Source organism: Sorangium sp. So ce448 (genome assembly GCF_051520915.1).
GTDB lineage: Bacteria > Myxococcota_A > Polyangia > Polyangiales > Polyangiaceae > Sorangium > Sorangium cellulosum_B.
On sequence record NZ_CP150343.1, the window covers coordinates 5,731,948 to 5,749,950 of the forward strand.

Here is an 18,003-nt window from a genome sequence, read left to right on the forward strand (position 1 = left end):
TGAGCACAAGCGCGGGGCGCATGCGGGCCGCCCCTCAGCGGGGGAGCTTGCGTATCGTGCCGCTACTCTCGTCTGCCCAGTACACGAACCCGCCGGCGACCGCGATCCCGCGCGGGGTGCCGCCCTCGTACAGCGGCCGCGCCCTTGCCACGCCGTCCTTGCGCTTCCGCATCACGCGGGGCGACCCCTGATCGGTCCAGTAGACGAACTCATCGAGCCCATCCACGGCGATGCAGTCGGGGGACGCATGCGCCACGTCATCGTCCTCGACGGCCGTCCAGACAGCCACCGCGTCCTCCGAGCCGTCCTTGGGCGCCCTCATGACGGCAGACAGCTCGCTGGCGTGATCCCCGCGCGGGCTGTTGGTCCAGTAGACGTGGTCGTCGTCCACGGCGATGGCGTACGGAAACAGCTGCTCGTCGGCCAACCGCTTCGTGTCGCCGGTCTGCCGATGCGTCTGGTTCACCGTGCCCCGCAGGCTCCTGTCGACCCAGTACACGTGCTCTTGGTCGAGCGCGATGAGGTGCGGCGAAGCATTGCTGACCTCGAGGAACTCGTCGTCCGCCCATTCGCCGGGCATCAGGATCTGGCCGATGAGGCTCCCGTCGCCCGGCGTGCCGATGCCGGCCGCGCGCTGCGCCCAGAACACCGCGTTGTCGTCCGCAGCCACGCCGAGGGTCGCGAAGTCCGAGTCGAAGAGGACCTCTGGCGCGCGTGCTCCGTTGCGGTCCACCGTCAAGACGTCCTTGTCGTTGAGGTTGGACCAGAAGACGCCGTGCTGGTTGACGGCGATCCCGTACGGAGCGTTCTGGCCGACGGCGAGCGTCGTGACGGCTCCGCCGAGGACCGACACCTTTTGCACGCTGCCGTCCGTACCTTCGCCGGCGGTCCAGTAGACCTCGCCCTGGTAGACGGTGAGGAGGTTCGCGTTCGGAGCCTCGATGGCGGGAAACCCGCGCGCGATCTCCGTGGCCCCGCTGCAGCCGGTCGCGCGGCACGTCCCGCCGTCCAGGCACACCGCGCCGCAAGCGCCGCAGTTCTGGGGGTCGTCGAGCAGGTTCACCTCGCAGTCGTCGGGGTTGCCGTCGCAGTCCGCCGTGCCGGTCGCGCACGCATCGGATCCACCGGCCGAGCTCGCGCTGGCTTCGCTCACCGTGAAGTCCCCGAGCACGCTGGTGCATGCCGCGGCGGTCATGATGGCAACGCAGACCATCGAGCCGATTCCGAACGCCTGGCGCATCAGAAACTCCCCTTCGCTCCCGCGGAGCCGAGCCCGATCACGGGCGTGATCGATATCCCGGCGCGCTGCGGCGATCTCGGCGCTGTGAGCAGCAGGAACGCCCCCGCGCCGACGCCCACCGCGCCGATCGCGAACCCGATCGTCGAGAGGGTGCCCATCGCGTGATAGCTGTCGATATCGCCCTTGAACGACCGGTCGCACCGGCCGCCGGGGCAGCGCTCCGAGAGATCGCCGTGCTTGTCGAGCGCGAGCACGCCGCCCACGGCGCCGGCGGCGAGCCCGGCACCACCGAGCCCGAACGCGGCGATCGCCAGCACCGTGCGGCCGCTGCCGCCGGAGCCTGAAGCAGAAGCGCCCTGATCTGGCGGCGGCACCACCGGCGGACGCGGCCTGACCGGAGGCGGCGGCGCGACCGGCTTGAGCTCGAGCGCGACGGTCTCGCTGGCGCCCTCGGCGAGCGTCACCTTCACCTCGATCGGAGCGAACCCCGCGGCCGACGCCCGGACGACGTGGTCGCCTGGATCGACCGGCCTCCGGACCCCGAGCGCGGCGCGCGGCACCGGCGCGTCGTCGATCGTGACGGCGGTGGTGTCGGGCCCGATCACCGAGATGAGCACCTGCGGGATCCGGGGCGTGAGCGCGTCGAGCTCGCGTTGAGCGGCCGCGATCGCCTCGAAGAACTGCTCGGGCGACTTCTCCGGCACCCCCTCGCGGAGGATGCGGCTGTACGACTCCTGGGCCGCGATCCACTGGCCCACGCCCACCTGGGCGCGGGCTACGCCGAGCAGCAGGGTCGGCGCGTGGATGATGGCGTCGGCGCGGCTGAACCGATCGAGCGCGGCCGCGAAGTCCTTTCGTTCGAGGGCCTCCTGCCCCTCCACGGCGAGCGAGCGCGCCGTCGCGCGATCGGCGTCCGAGACCTGCGCCAGCGCGGCGGGCGTGAAGGTCAGGGCGAGCAGCAAGGAGGCGATCCCTAGTCGACGAGCCATACGAAGGAGGTCCGTGCGAAGTGCTGCAGGTGAACGTCAGATGCCGAAGTCCGTCGGCTTCGGCTTGCGGCGGACGCTCCCCGGCGGCGCCGGGGAGCGCGGCTTCGCCTGGGCGGGCTGAGCCGATGGCACACGCGGGCCGCTCGCCGGCGTCGCCGAGGCGGAGGACGCCGTCGCAGACGCCGCAGCCGTCGGGGCCACAGAGGGGGGCGGCTCCGGCGCCTGCCCGGAGGCGGTGGCCGGCGCCGTGACGTCGGGCCCTCGCGGCGCATCGGACACCGAAGTCGTGGGAGCCGGCTGCGCGAGCGGTTGCCCCGTCGCGTCAGGGCTCCCGCCGCGCAGGGCGAAGAACGCGACGGCCACGAGAACGACCGCGCCCGCCGCCACGGCGGCGAGCGCGCGTCCGACGACAGGCCGTCGCGCCGGGGGAGACACCACCGAGACCAGCGCGCTGGTGGTCTGCGGCCGCATCTGGCGGCCGGCCATCGCGGACGCGGCCTCCGCGGCTCCGGGCGAGGCCACCGTCGCGCCGGGCCCGGTCGAGGTCCGCGGAGCCTCGGCGTCCGCCGAGGCGATCAGCGTGACCGCGTCCCCGAACGAAGGCGCCGCGCTGTCGGGCCGCGCGTCGGGGAGCGCCGCGCTCTCCCTCGATCGTGGCGCGAACCCGAGCTCCACCGAGATGCGCTCGCCGGACGCGCGGAACGGGCCGACGATGCTCGTCCTGGGCTCGAAGCTATCGCTCGCGATGTCGAGCGCGAGCGCGAGCGCGTCGCAGAACTCCCTCGCGCTCTGGAACCGCGCGTCCGGCTCGCGCGACGCCGCGCGGGCCCACCAGGCGTCGAAGCCAGGCGGCACGGGGGCGAATTGCGACGGCACGGGCAGCGGCTTGACCATGATCTTGAGGAGCAGATCGCCGAACGCCTCGCTGTTGAACGGGAGCTTGCCGGTGAGGCACTCGAACACGACGACGGCGAGCGACCAGAGATCCGAGCGGTGATCGATGCTCTTGGTGCCCTGCGCCTGCTCCGGGCTCATGTACGCGGGCGTCCCGAGCAGCGAGCCGGTCTTCGTGGTGGAGGTGACCTGCGGCGTGCTGTCCTTCGCGATGCCGAAATCGAGCACCTTGGCGATCTCCCTGTCGTCGTCCCGGACGAGGAAGATGTTGGCCGGCTTGAGATCGCGATGGACCAGGCCGCTCGCGTGAGCCTTGGTGAGGGCGCGCGCCACCTGCGCCGTGATCGCCATGGTGTCGTGCGGGTCGAGCCGCCCAACGCGCTGGATGCGGGTGTCGAGGTCCTCCCCCTCGAGGTACTCCATCGCGATGTACGGCGTCCCCTGCCAGACGCCGTGGTCGAGGATCTGCACGACGTGTGGGCTGCGGATCTGCGCGGCGACCTTCGCCTCGCGCTCGAACCGGTGCCGCACCTCCTTGGAGACGCCCTGCGCGTTCATGAACTTGATCGCGCACGGGATGTCGAGGCCGAGGTGCTGGGCGAGCCACACCGAGCCCATCCCGCCTTGCCTGAGCGGACGCACCAGGCGAAAGCGATCGGCAACGGTGTTCCCCGCGGCGGGTGTCACGCAGCCTCCCAGACCTTCTGGAATAACACAGGTCGTCGTCCAGGGTCACGTTCGCGCCATGCAAAAGTGAGCTGGGACCGACGGCATGAAATGGCGCAGAAGCCCCGCCATCCCCCGCGCTGTATTTGCGCCGGTTGCGACGTTTACGACGCCTCGCGGCGGAAGCTAGCGAGAACCCGAGCTCGCGGCGGCGGGCTCCTGCAGAGACCGCCGCGCACCGGGTCGGCCCGGAAGCGCAGCGCCGTCGGCCTTGTCGGTCTTGTACGTCTCGCCGAGCGGCGTGCCCGTCGCCTGCGCGAGCTGGTTGCCCCGCGGATCGTCCGGAAACGCATCGAGGAACTTGCGGACGTGGTGGCGCGACTCCTCGGCGATGCCCGCACGGAACGTCAGGAGCGCGAGGTTGTAGCGCGCATCGGCGCTCCTGGGCTCGGCCTTCAGGGCGGCGAGGTAGCCTTGACGCGCGCCGTTGTAGTCGCCGCGCTTGTCGGCGATGAGCGCGAGGTTGTAGAGCACCTCGGCGTCCTGGGGATCCTGCTCGGCGAGCGGCGTGAGGCGCGCCTTCGCCCCGTCGAGATCTCCGGCCAGGATCGCGAGCGCTCCGGCGAGGAGCTGCGCCTTCCGGCCGGCGCCGGCGTCGATCGCGCGATCCGCCTCGGCCCTGGCCTCGGCCAGGCGACCCGCGCGCTCGAGCGCGAGCGCGAGCGCATAGCGGAGCCGCGACGGGTCGCCGCCCTCCTCCAGCGCGGCCCGCGCCTCGGCCTCGGCGCGCTCGGGGCGGCCGGCGACGGCGAGCGCCTCGGCCAGGACCGCGCGCGCGCCGCTCTGCTCCGGGCATCGCTCGCGCGCGGACTCCGCGTCGCGGAGGGCGGCGCCAGCGTTGCGGGCGTGCAGCCTCGCCTCGGCGCGCAGCGCGAGGCAGGCGCACGTGGCCGGCGCGGCGGGCGCGGCGGCGGCGGGGTGCATCCTCAGGCAGCGCGCCGCGACGCCGTCGAGCTCGTCGAGCTTGCGCCGCTCGCGGAGCGGCCTCGTGAGCTCGTCGATCGCGCGCAGGTGTGCGCCGTCGCGGCGCAGCGCCGCCCACCACATCCGCTCGCGCGACCCGAGCAGAGGCGCTGCCCCGTTCAGCTGGACGACGCCGAGGCCGATCACGGCGATCGCGGCCCCCATGCGCCGGTGCTTGAAGCTCGATCCGAGCCAGCGCTCCGCGGCGGCGGCGGCGAGGGTCGCGAGCGCCGCCCACAGGGGAACGGCGACGAACACGACCCCCTGCGCGAGCGGCGCGCGAGGCCCGCGGTAGTAGAGCGTGGCCGCGAGCGCTGCGGCGAGCGCGATCCACAGCAGCGCCGCGCCGTTCCTGGCGAGCCGGGTATCGAGCCGCGCGGCGAACCACGCCGACAGGCCGAGCGCCGCGGCGAGCGCGGCCGCCGAGAGCGATCCCGAGAGGGCGAGCGCGCCGGCCGGCAGCGGCTCAGGCGAGAGCCACGTGGGCGCGATCGCCAGGACCACGAGGTGCAGCGCGCGACAGAGGTGCAGGGCGAGCTCGGCAAGCCAAGACACGGCGTGACCTTAGCCCACCGCCCATCGCGGACCAAACGGCGGAGAGGCATCGTTGCATCACGGCCTCCGTGGCGAGGGCGCGCTCACAGCCACGGCGCGCTCACGGCAGGGTCATCTCGATCTCGACGGAGACGCGCGTTCCGGGCGGCGACACGACGAGCCCCAGCGGCATCATCCGGAGGCATTGCGCCGCATCGGGACGATCCATCCCTCGCACTTCGCTGATGCCGCGGGCGATCTCGTTCCCGGACGCATCGAAGGTCATGTTGAAGATGTACCTGGCGCGCGCTGGAGCCGGGTTCTTCCTGAGCGAAGGCTCCCAGCACTGCTTCACGAAGAGCGACCGGCGCGCTTCGAGCTCCTTGGCGGCATCCCCCTCGGCACGCTTGTAGAGCTCGCTCGTCAGAGGTGAGGCTCCTGCCGACGACGCGGGGTGGGGCGCAGGCAGCGGGGCGGGCGCGCCCGCGGTCGCAGGCAGCGCGCCCGCGTGTGCTGTCGAGGCCTCCACGCTGGCCGACGGAAGCGCAGGCGGCGGCGGCGGACGCTGCAGCCCGAGGTAGAGCCCTGCTGCGATGAAGAGGCTGCCGAGCAGGATCGCCGCGGGGGTCATCAGCTCCTTCTGCATGGTGGCGAGCGGAGGGCAGGCGCCGCGCGCCTCGCGGCGCGCGAGGTTGGCCGCCCAGCCCGACCTTACTGCATCGAGACGACAGCGGAGGTGTACGAATAGTCGTTGTTGGTCCAGAAGGGGCTATCGGACTTCCCGCAGAGGCCGACGCTGTACTGGCCTGGGGGCGGCGACAGCACTGCGCTGAGCCCCATGGCGATGCGGGTGTGCGCCGGGACCTGGACCGCATAGACGCCCGTCCCTTCTGGGCTGAGTTCCCCGAGAGGCGAGAGCTGCTGAGAGCAGATCCAGAGGTGGAGCTGGTCCGCGGGGGTCGACGCGGCGCCGAGCGCCTTGTTGGAGACGACGACGACGCGCTGCCCCGAGGCGGTGACGCTCACGGTCGCGGGCGCAGCCAGGAACTGCAGCGATTTCTGAGGCGCGGCACCGGCGCCGGAAACGTAGGTGCTCGAGATGACACCAGGAGGTCCCTGCGGCCCCTCCGCCCCCGGCGCACCCGGGGGCCCGGCAGGGCCAGGCGGCCCAGCCGGACCGCTCGGACCGGCCGGGCCAGCCGCGCCGGGCGGGCCCGCCGGTCCCGGCGCGCCCTGCAGGCCGATCGGATCGCCGACCCACACGCCGCTGCTGTCGACGACGAGGCGACCGCCGATGGAGATCGAGTTCGGCGTGATGTCCCCCGCGACGTTGCTGGCCTGGAGCGCATACGGAACGCTCGCGATCTTGGCGCGGGGCACCATCTCGGGGTCGTCCCCCACGGTGATCCCCAGATAGCGCGCCGCGCCGTCGAAGACCGGCTTGTCGACGGGCGCGATCTCGCCGAGGTCGACCGAGAAATAACCTTGGTCGAACGTGATGGTGTGGAGCTCGCTCCAGACGGGCACGGGCGCGTCGGGCGCGTCGTAGAACGCGAACACCACGTCGAGCGTGTCGTCGATGGGCTGGCCCACCGAATCGAAGAGGCGACCCTGGTGGGTGATCGTGACGGGGACCGCCGCGGCAGCGGGCCCGGACAGCGCGGTCACCGCCGCAAGGACCGGCGCGTGGATGGTTCGTGCCTTCATCGCGAGCTCCCCTCGTTCGCCCTCGCGAGCCGGCGCAAGGTGCGCCGCGGCAGGCATCCCGCCGCGCGCGCTGAGCGATCGCGGCCGGATGCGCCGGTGATCCTGGAGCGGGCCGCGAGCCCTGCCACGATCTCGCGAAGGAGCAGCGCCTTGGATGCCAGCGACCGACGGGCGGTTCCGATCGCGCTCCCGGTCGTCCGACGCCGCCCGGACAGGCCGCCGGCGTCGCCAGCGCCGAGGCCTCGCCGCCGCGGGGCCAGATCGCCCGAGACGGCGCGCGCCCGGGTCTCGCGGCCTGCGCGCCGCGACGTGATCGCCCTCGGTACGGCGCCGGCTACTCGAGATCGTACGGCTCGACCTTCACCTCGGCCAGCCTCGGGACGGCCGCGGCGATCGTCTCACCGATCTCCTCGTGCGTTCCGACGACGCCGATCACGAGATCGTCCTCGGAGATCCGGCGCCGCACGGCGGCGTTCGCCTCCTCGAGCGTGACGTCCTCGATCCGCTTCAGGTAGGTCTCGTGGTACCCATCCGGCAGATCGTACAGGAGCTCGTCGAGCTTCTGGTGGACGCGCTTCCTCGCGGTGTCGATCTCGAACGCATGCGAGCGGACGAGGTAGCGCTTCACAAACGTGAGCTCGTCCTCGGTGATCCCATCGCGCCGCAGCGCCTCGAGCAGCCCGAGCTGCAGGGAGAGACAGGCGGCGGCGTCCTGCGCCGCGGGCGCGGTCCACATGGTGAACGCGTCGCGGTGCCGATCGAAGCCCGCGCGCGACGAGGCGCCGTAGGACCAGCCACGCTTCGCGCGTACCTCCTGCATCAGCCGCGACGAGAAGGTGCCTCCGAAGGCGGTGTTCGCGACCAGGAGCGCCATGTGATCGGGGTCGTGGGCGTCGGTGCCGAGCCCGCCGATGACCATCTGCGTCTGTGTCCGCTCGGGTTTGTCGACGAACACGAGGCAACGCCCCGGCCTCGCCCCGGGATCCTTCACCGGATCCGGGATCGCCTCTCCCTCGGGCAGGCCGGACAGGAGGCGCTCGGCGACCCCGTGCGCCTCATCGGGCTCGATGTCGCCCGAGATGGCGACGATCGCGTTGCGCCGGGTGTAGTGCCGCGCATAGAACGCAGCGACGTCGTCGCGCGTGATCTCCCGCAGCGTCGGGATGGTGCCCGCGGTGCGGCGGCCGTAGGGGTGCCCGGCGAACAGGGTCCGCCGGAAGGCGCGGCTGCAGAGCGAGCGATCGCTGTCGCGCGCCTCGATGAGCTCGGCCTCGGCCTCGCGCAGGAGCCGCGCCAGCTCCGGCGGCGAGAACGTCGGGCGCGCGAGGAGCGTGGCCCCGAGCTCGACGAACCGATCGAGCGAGCGCTTGATCACCTCGAAATGCACCGTCGTCGCGCTCGTCGCCACGTCGGTGCCGAACTCCCCGCCGAGCGCGTCGATCGTCTCCTCGATCTCGTTCGCGCTGTAGCCCTCCGCGCCGCGGCGGAGCATGCGCGCCGTGATGCGCGCGAGCCCCTCGCGCCCGGCCGGATCGTGCGCCGAGCCGGAGGCGAACGCGACCACGATGCTGACGATGGGGAGCGCGTGGCTCGTCTCCACGAGCACCGCGCCGTCGCGGGGCGCCACGCGACCGCCCGTCGCTCCCCTGCCCTGCCCCTCGGCGCCCCAGGCGAGGCTGCTCTTCACGCTCTGGCTCACGATGCCTCCTCGCTCTCCGCGTCCGTCCCGTCCTCGTCGTCCTCGTCGCTCGTCCCGTCCGGGATCACGTGGATCACCGTCCGCGCCGAGCTCACCAGGTAGCGCCGCGCCACGCGCAGCAGATCCCCCACGGTCGCCCGCCGGTAGGCGGCGAGCCGCTCGAACAGGGCCGCGGGATCGCCGAGCACCGTCTCGTAGAAGCCGATCTGCTCTGCCTTGCCGGCGACGGTCTCGAGCCCCTGCAGGACCGAGAGCTCGATGCGCGCCTTCGCGCGATCGAGCTCGGCCTCGGTAACGGGGGCGCGGCGCACCGCCTCCAGGAGCGGATCGAGGGCCGCGAGCAGCGCCTCGCCGGTGTGCTCGCCGCGGGCCGAGAGATAGATGTCGTAGAGCGCAGGATCGCGGAACGAGCCGACCCAGCCCCGGACCTCGCTCGCGATCTCCTGCTCCTGAACGAGCGCCCGGTGCACGCGCGACGACCGCCCGGAGAAGAGGATCTCGTTCAGCAGGGCGAGGGGCGCGTGGTCGAAATCGCCGAGCGCCGGCGAGCGATAGCCGATCGCGACCTTGTGCGTGGCGGTCGGCTTCACCACCTCGGCGCGGCGCTCCGCGACCTGCGGCGGCTCGGGGCACACCTCCTCGACCGGGATCTTCGACGGTTCCTGCGCGCCGTAGTGGTCCTGCACCCCGCGCAGCGCCTCGTCGAGCGCGACGTCGCCGACGATGACCAGCGCCGCGTTGTTGGGGGCGTAGTACGTCCGGTAGAACTCGACGCAGTCCTCGGTCGTGAAGCCCTTGATGTCCTCCATCCAGCCGATGGTCGGCCACCCGTAGGCGTGCGCGGTGAACGCCTCCTTGTAGAGCAGCTCGCTCACCGCCCCGTCGACGTCGTCGTCGACCCGCTGCCTCCGCTCGTTGGCGACGACCTCCTTCTCGCTCGACACCTGCGGATCGCGGAGGACGAGCCGCGCCATGCGCTCCGCCTCGAGGCGGAGGGTGAGCGCGAGCGCGTCCTTCGGCAGGTTCGTGTGGTAGTAGGTCCAGTCGAGGAACGTCGCCGCGTTCGTCTCGGCGCCGGCCTCCTCGAGCATCCGGTCGAAGGCGCCGTGGGCGACGCTCTCCGTCTCGCCGAACATGAGGTGCTCGAAGAGGTGGGCGATGCCGGTCTTGCCCACGCGCTCATGGCGCGAGCCGACGCCGAACCAGGTCTGCAGGCAGACCACGGGCGCCGAGGGGTCGACGAGCACGAGCACCTTGAGCCCGTTCCCGAGGGCGAAGCGCTCGACGCGCATCGTCGGACCGAATGCGACGGTGGCGTCGTGGTGAAGCCGGGCGAGCGGCGGGCGTTCGCGGTTCAGCTCGACGAGCATCTCGGCGAGCGGACCCATTCGAGGGAGGGCGTTGGCGCCGGGGACCGAGTAGGCAAGCGTCTCCTGCATGGCAGGCGCAGCCCATACCACGCTCAGCGCCGCGGCGCTGCGTGGCACAGGACGTCGCTCGGATCCCGCGTCGACTGGTGGCACTCCCATCGGTCGTCGTGGCAGGAGACGACGAGGATCCCCGCGTCGTACGCCTCCTTCAGAGAGGAGCCTGCCCGCTGCGCGAGCAGGTTGGACGGGGTGCGCTCGGTGCACCCCTTGCCCATGTCGACCTCGATCTTCCTGTTCCCCTTGGCCGCCTTCACGGGGTTCGGCGGGGTCTTGCCCTTGTCGGCGGTGCGCACCGCCGCGGCGAGCTTCGGCAGGATGCCCTCGAGGTAGGCCTTGTCGACGAGCGGGTCGGTCGACCGCGGCGACACCATGGCGAGCGTGTACTGGATCGCCATCATCTGCTGCTCCGCCGGCGCGCTCGGCTGGATCGGCCCGCTCGACCCGATCGGGATCGGCCGCGGCGGCAAATCCCGCTTCGCGGCCTCCATGGCCGCGGGGGACGCCGCGGCGCTCGGGGCCGGCGCCGCGCTGTCTGCGCCCGACGGCGCGGAGGCTGAGGCGGACGCTTGAGGCGCCGTGGCGCGCTGATCGTCGCACGCGAGGACGGCGAGGCCGAGGCCGAGGGCGAAGGCAGGGAACGCCGCGCGGAGCTCGCGCGGCCGGACGGGGGCGGGCTGCATGGGCGGCTTATACGAGCGCGCGCCGCGCGCCGCCACGCTCGCGTGGCCGCGCGGCGCGCGGTGACCAGCGCCCCCGCGCGTCAGTCGATCTTCAGGATGGCGAGGAACGCCTCCTGCGGGATCTCGACGCTCCCGACCATCTTCATCCGCTTCTTGCCCTCCTTCTGCTTCTCGAGGAGCTTGCGCTTGCGGCTGATGTCGCCGCCATAGCATTTGGCGGTCACGTCCTTGCGCATCGCCTTCACGGTCGTCCGCGCGATGACCTTCGACCCGATCGCCGCCTGGATCGCGACCTCGTACTGCTGGCGCGGCACGATGTCCTTGAGCTTCACCGCGAGGTCCCGGCCCCGGGCGTACGCCTTGTCGCGGTGCACGATGACGCTCAGGGCGTCGAGCGGGTCGCCGTTCACCAGCATGTCCAGCTTGATGAGATCGTCGGCGCGGTACCCGACGAGCTCGTAGTCCATCGACGCGTAGCCGCGCGACACGCTCTTCAGCTTGTCGTGGAAGTCGAAGAGCACCTCGCTGAGGGGCATGTCGTAGGTGATGATCACGCGGTCGGACGAGGCGTACTGGATCGACTTCTGCTCCCCGCGCCGCTCCTGGCACAGGGCGAGGACCGCGCCGACGTACGTCGACGGCACGTGGACGGTCATCCGGAAGATCGGCTCCTCGATGCGATCGGTGAGGTTCGGCGGCGGGAGCTTCGCGGGGTTCTCGATCGACTTCATCGAGCCGTCGTTCAGGTAGCAGTGGTAGACGACGCTCGGCGCCGTCGTGATGAGGTCGAGGTTGTACTCGCGCTCCAGCCGCTCCTGGATGATCTCCATGTGGAGCAGGCCCAGGAAGCCGCACCGGAAGCCGAACCCGAGCGCCTCGGAGGTGTCGGGCTCGAAGACGAACGCGGCGTCGTTCATGTGCAGCTTCGACAGGGCGTCGCGGAGGTCCTCGTACTGGGCCGAGTCCGTCGGGAAGATCCCGGCGAAGACCATCGGCTTGACCTCCTTGAAGCCGGGAAGCGGCGTCGTCGCGGGGTGGACGGCGTCGGTCACCGTGTCGCCGATCTTCGTGTCGACGACGCTCTTGATGTTGCCGACGAGGAAGCCGACCTCCCCTGGCCCGAGCTCGGTGATGGCGGTCGCGTGGGGCGTGAACACGCCCATCTCCGTGACCTCGTAGTCGCGGCCGGTCGCCATGAAGCGGACCTTCTGGCCCTTCCTGATGATGCCGTCGACGACGCGCACCATGACGACCGCGCCGCGGTAGCTGTCGTACCAGCTGTCGAAGATGAGGGCGCGGGGCGCCGCGTTCAGGTCGCCCTTCGGCGCCGGGATGCGCGCGACCACCGCCTCGAGGATCTCCGCGATGCCGATCCCCGTCTTGGCGCTGGCGGGGATGGCGCCGGAGCAGTCGAGGCCGATGACGTCCTCGATCTCGCGGGTCGTCCGCTCGACGTCGGCCGAGGGGAGGTCGATCTTGTTGAGGACCGGGAGGATCGCGAGGTTGTTGTCCAGGGCGAGGAAGACGTTCGCGAGGGTCTGCGCCTCGACGCCCTGGGTGGCATCGACGACGAGGAGCGCGCCCTCGCACGCCTGGAGGCTGCGCGAGACCTCGTAGTTGAAGTCGACGTGCCCGGGCGTATCGATGAGGTGCAGCCGGTACGTCTGCCCGTCCTTCGCGGTGTAATCCAGGCGAACGGTCTGGGCCTTGATCGTGATCCCCCGCTCGCGCTCGATGTCCATCTTGTCGAGGAACTGCTCCTTCTGCTCGCGGGCGGTGAGCGCCCCGGTCGCGTCGAGGATGCGGTCGGCGAGCGTGGACTTGCCGTGGTCGATGTGGGCGATGATCGAGAAGTTGCGGATGAGCTTGGAATCAACAGGCATAGCGAGCTTCAGGGCGCGGCGACCTGACCAGCGTTAGCGGCCGCAGCGCGCGGCCTCGACCGAGATGCGAGGGAGCGGACGGGGACGTCCGGGCCCCTCGGGGGGACGAGCCGCGGCGCGCGGCTCTACGAGCGCCGCGGGAAATGGTGGACCGCGGCGTGCGTGCTCCTAGCGCGACCCGCGCCGCGAAGCTATCCACGAGCGACCGGCGCCCAGCATCCCAGGCCCGGAGCCTTGCGGCCCCCGGCGCCGGTCACTTCTTCGGGATCGGCGGCGCGGCGACCGGCGGGCTCTCCAGGGACATCTGCCCTGGCAGCACGTGCTCGTAGTGCTTGAGGACCATATCAATCCCTTCGCGGATGTAGACCGCGATCGGGACCTTGGTGCGTTCGTGCAGGATCTTCAGCCGCTCGGCCTGCTCGGGCGTGATGTAGATGGTCGTCGAGACTTTCTTCCGCGACATGTCACGCCCGGGAGGGTAACCCGCCAGTCTCGAAGGGTACGACTGACAAGACGTTACCCTAGATGCCGGTACGTATGTTGTCAATCGGAATGGCGCCACCGCGCTCGCCGGGGTTCGGGTATCGGCCGGGCTGGGCCGCGGGTCGCGTCCGTCACGTCCGTCACGTCCGTCGCCTCCGTCAGCGTCTAGTGGGGCTTCTTGATGTGCGCGCGGGCCGCGGTCTAGACTGCGGCTTGAAGCTGGTCCGCGTCGGGACGGCTCGCCCGGCGCGTCGAGCTTCTGTCCCGAGGGTTCCGGGCTGGCCGGAGGAATCTCTTGATGACGCGATTCCCGCTCACCTGGCGGTCGTCCAGGTGCTCGCTTGTGGCCTTGATCACCATTTCGTTCGCCTCCTGCGCGTCCTCGACGCCGGAACCCTCGAGCGCGAAGGGCTCCACCAGCGAACGCGACACGGCGGTCGTCCACGAGCCCTGCGACAAGGACTCCGCCTCTGCGGAGAAGGTCGATGTGAACGGCGACCGGATACCCGACATCATCCACGTGAAGCAAGACGGCCGGGAGGTCTGTCGGGTCGTCGACCTGAACCTGGACGGCGCGATCGACGCCTTCATCTACTACGACGCCAAGGGGGTCGAACGGCGGCGCGAATCGGACTTCGACCGCGACGGGCGAGCGGACGAGATCGCTCACTACGAGCGCGGCGTCGTCGTGTTGAAGGAGCGCGAGACCAACTTCGACGACAAGCTCGACACCTGGGACTACTACGAGGGTCCGCGCCTCGCGCGCCGCGAGCGCGACTCCGACGGCGATGGGATCGTCGACCAGTGGTGGCAGTTCAACAACCCGAACGACGCGAAGTGCGCGATCGTGGCGAGGGATCAGAACGCCGACGGCAAGGCCGATCCCGGAAGCGTGGTGGATCTCTGCGCCGAGTCGTACGGCGCGCCGAGAGCGCCCGTGCCCCCGCCGGGCGGCGCCACGCCCCCGGAGGGTGGGGCGGGCGCAGGGCAGCCTGCGGCCGCCGGGGCGCCGAACGCCGCAGCTGCCCCCGCCGCGGGCGCGGCTGCATCGACGACCGCCGCGCCCACATCGGCGCCCGTCGCGGGCGCGGCCACGGCGGCGAGCGCCGCGCCCGCGGGCTCCGTGCCCGGCCAGCCGGCCGCCAAGAAGGGACCGTGACATGAGGAGACAAGCGCTCATCGCGCTGGCCACGCTCAGCCTGCTCGGCGCGGCGTGCGGCTCGGATCCAGGGTTCGAAGGCGCGAAGGCGCCGAGGGTCGAGGCGGCTCGCAACGCCGACGGCAGCATCGACGATCGCTCGATGTGCGACTGGAAGGGCAAAGAAGATCGCGAGACGAGCGAGACCGCGGGGCCAGGCGCGATCCAGCCCAACGTGAGGCGCGTCTGGCAGATCGTGGGCACCGGCGAAGACCGCCAGCGGGCGCTCGTCTGCCGCGAGATCGACACCAACTTCGACGGGGTGAAGGACGTCGTCCGCAAGTACAACGACAAGGGCGAGAGCCTTCACGAGGAGTCCGACTCGAACTACGACGGCCGGATCGACACATGGCTCACGTTCGCCGGCGGAAGGCTGGCCGAGGTGAAGGTCGACTCCGATCGCGACGGCAACCCCGACGAGTGGAAGTACTACAGCGGCGGCAAGCTCGCGCGCGTCAAGCGCGACACGAACCGCGACGGCAAGCCGGACGTCTGGGAGATCTACCGCATGGGGCGGCTCGAGCGGATGGGCGTGGACATCGACGCCGACGAGCGGGTCGATCGGTGGGATCACGACAACGAGCTGAAGCGCCGCCTCGAGGACGACGAGCGCAAGAAAGAAGAGGAGGCCACCGCTGCAGCCGCGAAGAAGGCTGCGGAAGATCAGGCGGCCGCGGACAAGGCAAACGAGGCCGTGGGCGAGAGCGGGAGCGCGGCGCCCCCCAGCGACAAGAAGAAATAGAGCGCGCCTCCTTCGAGCCGAGGTGGGGTCAACCTCGCCCCCTGCCCTGACCGCGCAGGCGCGCACAGGTGCTCCTGCCGCCGCAGGCGTTCGCCAGCGCAGGCGCGCCGGCGCCGCCCTCGGATCCCAGCAGCGTACCGCCCAGGTCGGTCGACGCGGCGCGAGGAGCGTGCTTATCAGTGCCGTCGGCCGACACCATCGCGTCGGCGTAGGGCCCGAGCACACCATGGAAGAACGTCTGCAGAAGATCATCGCGCGCGCCGGCGTCGCCTCGCGCCGCGCATCGGAGGAGATCATCCTCGCCGGGCGGGTGCGCGTGAACGGGCGCGTCGTGACCGAGCTCGGCTTGAAGGCCGACCGGCAAAAGGACCGCATCGAGGTCGACGGCAAGCGCCTCGTCTCCGAGGCGCCGGTCTATGTCGCGCTGCACAAGCCGCGGAACGTCGTCTCGACGCTGCGCGATCCCGAGGGGCGCCCGACGGTCGCCGACCACGTGCGCGGCACGGGCGCGCGGCTCTACCCCGTGGGTCGGCTCGACTTCGCGACGAGCGGCATCCTCCTCATGACGAACGACGGCGACTTCGCCAACGCGCTGCTCCATCCGCGCGGCGGCGTCCCGAAGACCTACGTCCTGAAGGTCCAGGGCGTCATGAGCGACGACGATCTCACGCCGTGGCGCGAGGGGATCCGCCTCGAGGATGGCGTCACGCTGCCAGCCGAGGCGCGGCTGCTCCGCCACGAGGGCGACAAGACGTGGCTCGAGGTGACCCTCCGCGAGGGCCGCAACCAGCAGATCCGGCGCATGGGCGAGGCGACCGGCTGGCCCGTGATGCGCCTGGCCCGGACGACGTTCGCCGGCGTGAGCTCGGAAGGACTCCGGCCGGGAGAGTGGCGCGCCTTGACGGTGGATGAGCTCCTCCACATCCGCGAGGCGTTCGGCGTGCCCAAGCGGATCCGCGGCGCGATGATGGGCGCGTCGTCGGGTCCGGTCGACCACCGCCGCACGGCCAGTTCGGTCCGGTCCGGCGCGAAGACGTCACCTCGGCCTGCACCGGAAGCCGCTGGTGCGGCCGCGCGCAGCCGGGGACCGACACAGCCGAGGGTTCGCTCCAGAGCCAACGCCGACGCCCCGAGCGCCCCTGGTCAGGGCCCGGCCGGGCGGATGGCTCGCTCCAGGACCGACGCCCCTCCGAGCACGTCCGCCCGGAGCCCGGCTGGGAGGACGGCTCGCTCCAGGACCGACGCCCCTCCGAGCACGCCCGCCCGGAGCCCGGCTGGGAGGACGGCTCGCTCCAGGACCGACGCCCCTCCGAGCACGCCCGCCCGGAGCCCGGCTGGGAGGACGGCTCGCTCCAGGACGGACGTCGCCGCGCCGGCGACGCCCGGACAGGGCGCCGCTAGATCTGCGCGAAGCGTCCGCTCCGAAACGAAGCCTCGAGCAGCTGAGACACGCGCGCCTCGAGCTCGCGGGCGCGAGCGTCGTTGATGCCGGCGAGCGCCTGTTTGATCTCGCCGAGCGCCTTCAGCTGACTGAACAGCTGGACGTCGCCGAGCGAGGCGCCGCCCGTGAGGATCTGCCGGATCCGATCGATCTCCGCGGCGAGCGCCTCCACGCCGACGCCGAGTGCGCCGACGCGGCGGCGATCCGGATGCTCGCGAAAGAAGGCCTCGAGCACCGGCTGCACGATGCCCTCGAGGATCGCCGCCTGATCCTGGTTGTTCCAGATGTGCTTGAGCACGAAGAAGTCGCTCGCGTCGGTCGTCTGGCGGCCATCGAGGTAAGCGCTCGCCGCGAAGAGCTTGAGCATCTTCACGACACGACGATCCGAGAGCGATATCCCTTCGGCGCGGATCTGGAACACCAGCCCCTTGTAGGCCGATAGGAACGCATCGCCGAAGTTCATCCGCGCGCCGAACCCTCGACCGAGCTCGGCGAGCTCGCGCGCCGCGACGAGCGGGCGAAGCGGCTCGCCGGCCATGTGCCGGATCTCCTGCTGGATGCCGCGCTGGAGCAGCTCGCTGAAGTGGTAGGCGTCGAGGTTGTCGGACTGCACCCGCAGGAGGAAGCGGTCGAAGATCGCAGTCAGGGTCTCGTCGCCGGGCACCTCGTTCGAGGCAGCGAAGACGCTGATGAGCGGGCAGCGGAGCACCTGGCCGCCGCTCGCGAACTTGCGCTCGTTCAGCAGCGTGAGCAGCGCGTTCAGGATGGCGCTGTTCGACTTGAAGACCTCGTCGAGGAAGACGATCTCCGCCTCGGGGAGCATCCCCGATGTGTTCCGGCGGTAGACCCCCTCGCGAAAAGCACCGATGTCGACCGGGCCGAAGATCTCGTTCGGCTCGGTGAAGCGCGTGAGCAGGTACTCGAAGTACCGGGCCTGCATCAGCTCGGCGAGCGTGCGGATGAGCGCGCTCTTCGCGGTCCCCGGCGGGCCGAGGAGCACGCAGTGCTCGCCCGCGACGACCGCGATCATGAGCAGGCGGATGATCTCGTCCTTGCCCAGGAACTGCCGCTCGAGGCTATGGGCAAGCAGGCGCAGGCGCTCGTGGAGCGGAGCGGACATGAGGCGAATCCTCGTATCACAGGCCCGCCGCCTGGCACATCGCCCCGTGCGTTCCCACGACGCCACCGCGCCGAGCGGTTGAGCAAAACGTTGAGCGAAACGTTGAACAAAACACAGAGGCCGGTGGGTCACACCGGCCTCGCAGGGTCTGCTCGCTGTCGCAGAGCCTATGTCGTGGAGCGGGAGACGGGATTTGAACCCGCGACGTCAACCTTGGCAAGGTTGCACTCTACCACTGAGTTACTCCCGCAGATGTCAATCACTTAATTCAGAA

At 71.1% G+C, this 18,003-nt stretch carries 15 protein-coding genes and 1 tRNA gene; 3 read left to right on the top strand and 13 right to left on the bottom strand.

The genetic code is table 11. The features are described 5' to 3' along the window. Positions 1–34 precede the first annotated feature (34 nt). The 11 genes from WMF45_RS21605 to WMF45_RS21655 form a co-directional block, all read right to left on the bottom strand. A complete protein-coding gene (locus WMF45_RS21605) occupies positions 35–1,240 on the bottom strand; it encodes a lipoprotein receptor (RefSeq protein WP_437718752.1) in 1,206 nt (401 codons plus the stop codon). Then, positions 1,240–2,229 (bottom strand): hypothetical protein, encoded by a 990-nt coding sequence (locus WMF45_RS21610; protein WP_437718753.1) that lies wholly within the window; start codon positions 2,227–2,229, stop codon positions 1,240–1,242. Before WMF45_RS21610 ends, WMF45_RS21605 begins: the two co-directional genes overlap by 1 nt. A 36-nt stretch (positions 2,230–2,265) precedes the next feature. Beyond that, positions 2,266–3,810: a protein kinase domain-containing protein gene (locus tag WMF45_RS21615; protein WP_437718754.1), complete on the bottom strand. Its 1,545-nt coding sequence runs from the start codon at positions 3,808–3,810 to the stop codon at positions 2,266–2,268. Positions 3,811–3,975: 165 nt separating this feature from the next. Then, positions 3,976–5,367: a tetratricopeptide repeat protein gene (locus WMF45_RS21620; protein WP_437718755.1), complete on the bottom strand. Its 1,392-nt coding sequence runs from the start codon at positions 5,365–5,367 to the stop codon at positions 3,976–3,978. Positions 5,368–5,467: 100 nt separating this feature from the next. Beyond that, positions 5,468–5,992: a hypothetical protein gene (locus WMF45_RS21625; RefSeq protein WP_437718756.1), complete on the bottom strand. Its 525-nt coding sequence runs from the start codon at positions 5,990–5,992 to the stop codon at positions 5,468–5,470. 65 nt (positions 5,993–6,057) lie between these two features. After that, positions 6,058–7,053 carry a collagen-like protein gene (locus WMF45_RS21630; protein ID WP_437718757.1) on the bottom strand — a complete coding sequence of 332 codons (996 nt, stop codon included), beginning with the start codon at positions 7,051–7,053 and terminating at the stop codon, positions 6,058–6,060. 334 nt (positions 7,054–7,387) lie between these two features. Next, a complete protein-coding gene (locus tag WMF45_RS21635; protein ID WP_437718758.1) occupies positions 7,388–8,752 on the bottom strand; it encodes a M16 family metallopeptidase in 1,365 nt (454 codons plus the stop codon). Next, positions 8,749–10,191: a M16 family metallopeptidase gene (locus WMF45_RS21640; protein WP_437718759.1), complete on the bottom strand. Its 1,443-nt coding sequence runs from the start codon at positions 10,189–10,191 to the stop codon at positions 8,749–8,751. The genes WMF45_RS21635 and WMF45_RS21640 overlap by 4 nt, the downstream gene beginning before the upstream one ends. Positions 10,192–10,214: 23 nt before the next feature. Next, on the bottom strand, positions 10,215–10,862 hold the full coding sequence (locus tag WMF45_RS21645) for a hypothetical protein (RefSeq protein WP_437718760.1): 648 nt from the start codon (positions 10,860–10,862) through the stop codon (positions 10,215–10,217). Positions 10,863–10,942: 80 nt separating this feature from the next. Beyond that, a complete protein-coding gene (gene lepA, locus WMF45_RS21650; RefSeq protein WP_437554314.1) occupies positions 10,943–12,745 on the bottom strand; it encodes a translation elongation factor 4 in 1,803 nt (600 codons plus the stop codon). A 253-nt stretch (positions 12,746–12,998) separates the two neighbouring features. Beyond that, positions 12,999–13,208: a ribbon-helix-helix domain-containing protein gene (locus WMF45_RS21655; protein WP_012236467.1), complete on the bottom strand. Its 210-nt coding sequence runs from the start codon at positions 13,206–13,208 to the stop codon at positions 12,999–13,001. A 363-nt stretch (positions 13,209–13,571) separates the two neighbouring features. Between WMF45_RS21655 and WMF45_RS21660 the strand changes: the two genes are divergently transcribed. The 3 genes from WMF45_RS21660 (at position 13,572) to WMF45_RS21670 (ending at position 16,654) form a co-directional block, all read left to right on the top strand. Next, complete coding sequence (locus WMF45_RS21660; RefSeq protein WP_437719561.1) at positions 13,572–14,387, top strand: hypothetical protein; 816 nt, start codon at positions 13,572–13,574, stop codon at positions 14,385–14,387. 1 nt (position 14,388) lies between these two features. Then, positions 14,389–15,168, top strand: coding sequence for a hypothetical protein (locus tag WMF45_RS21665; RefSeq protein WP_437718761.1), 780 nt, complete (start codon positions 14,389–14,391; stop codon positions 15,166–15,168). Positions 15,169–15,394: 226 nt separating this feature from the next. Next, entirely contained in the window at positions 15,395–16,654 is a 1,260-nt protein-coding gene (locus WMF45_RS21670; protein WP_437718762.1) for a pseudouridine synthase, read from the top strand. On the opposite strand, the gene WMF45_RS21675 is transcribed toward WMF45_RS21670, so the two are convergent. Beyond that, entirely contained in the window at positions 16,566–17,729 is a 1,164-nt protein-coding gene (locus WMF45_RS21675; RefSeq protein ID WP_012236471.1) for an AAA family ATPase, read from the bottom strand. The genes WMF45_RS21670 and WMF45_RS21675 overlap by 89 nt on opposite strands. A 175-nt stretch (positions 17,730–17,904) precedes the next feature. After that, a tRNA-Gly gene (locus WMF45_RS21680) sits at positions 17,905–17,979 on the bottom strand. Between the last annotated feature and the right edge of the window lie 24 nt (positions 17,980–18,003).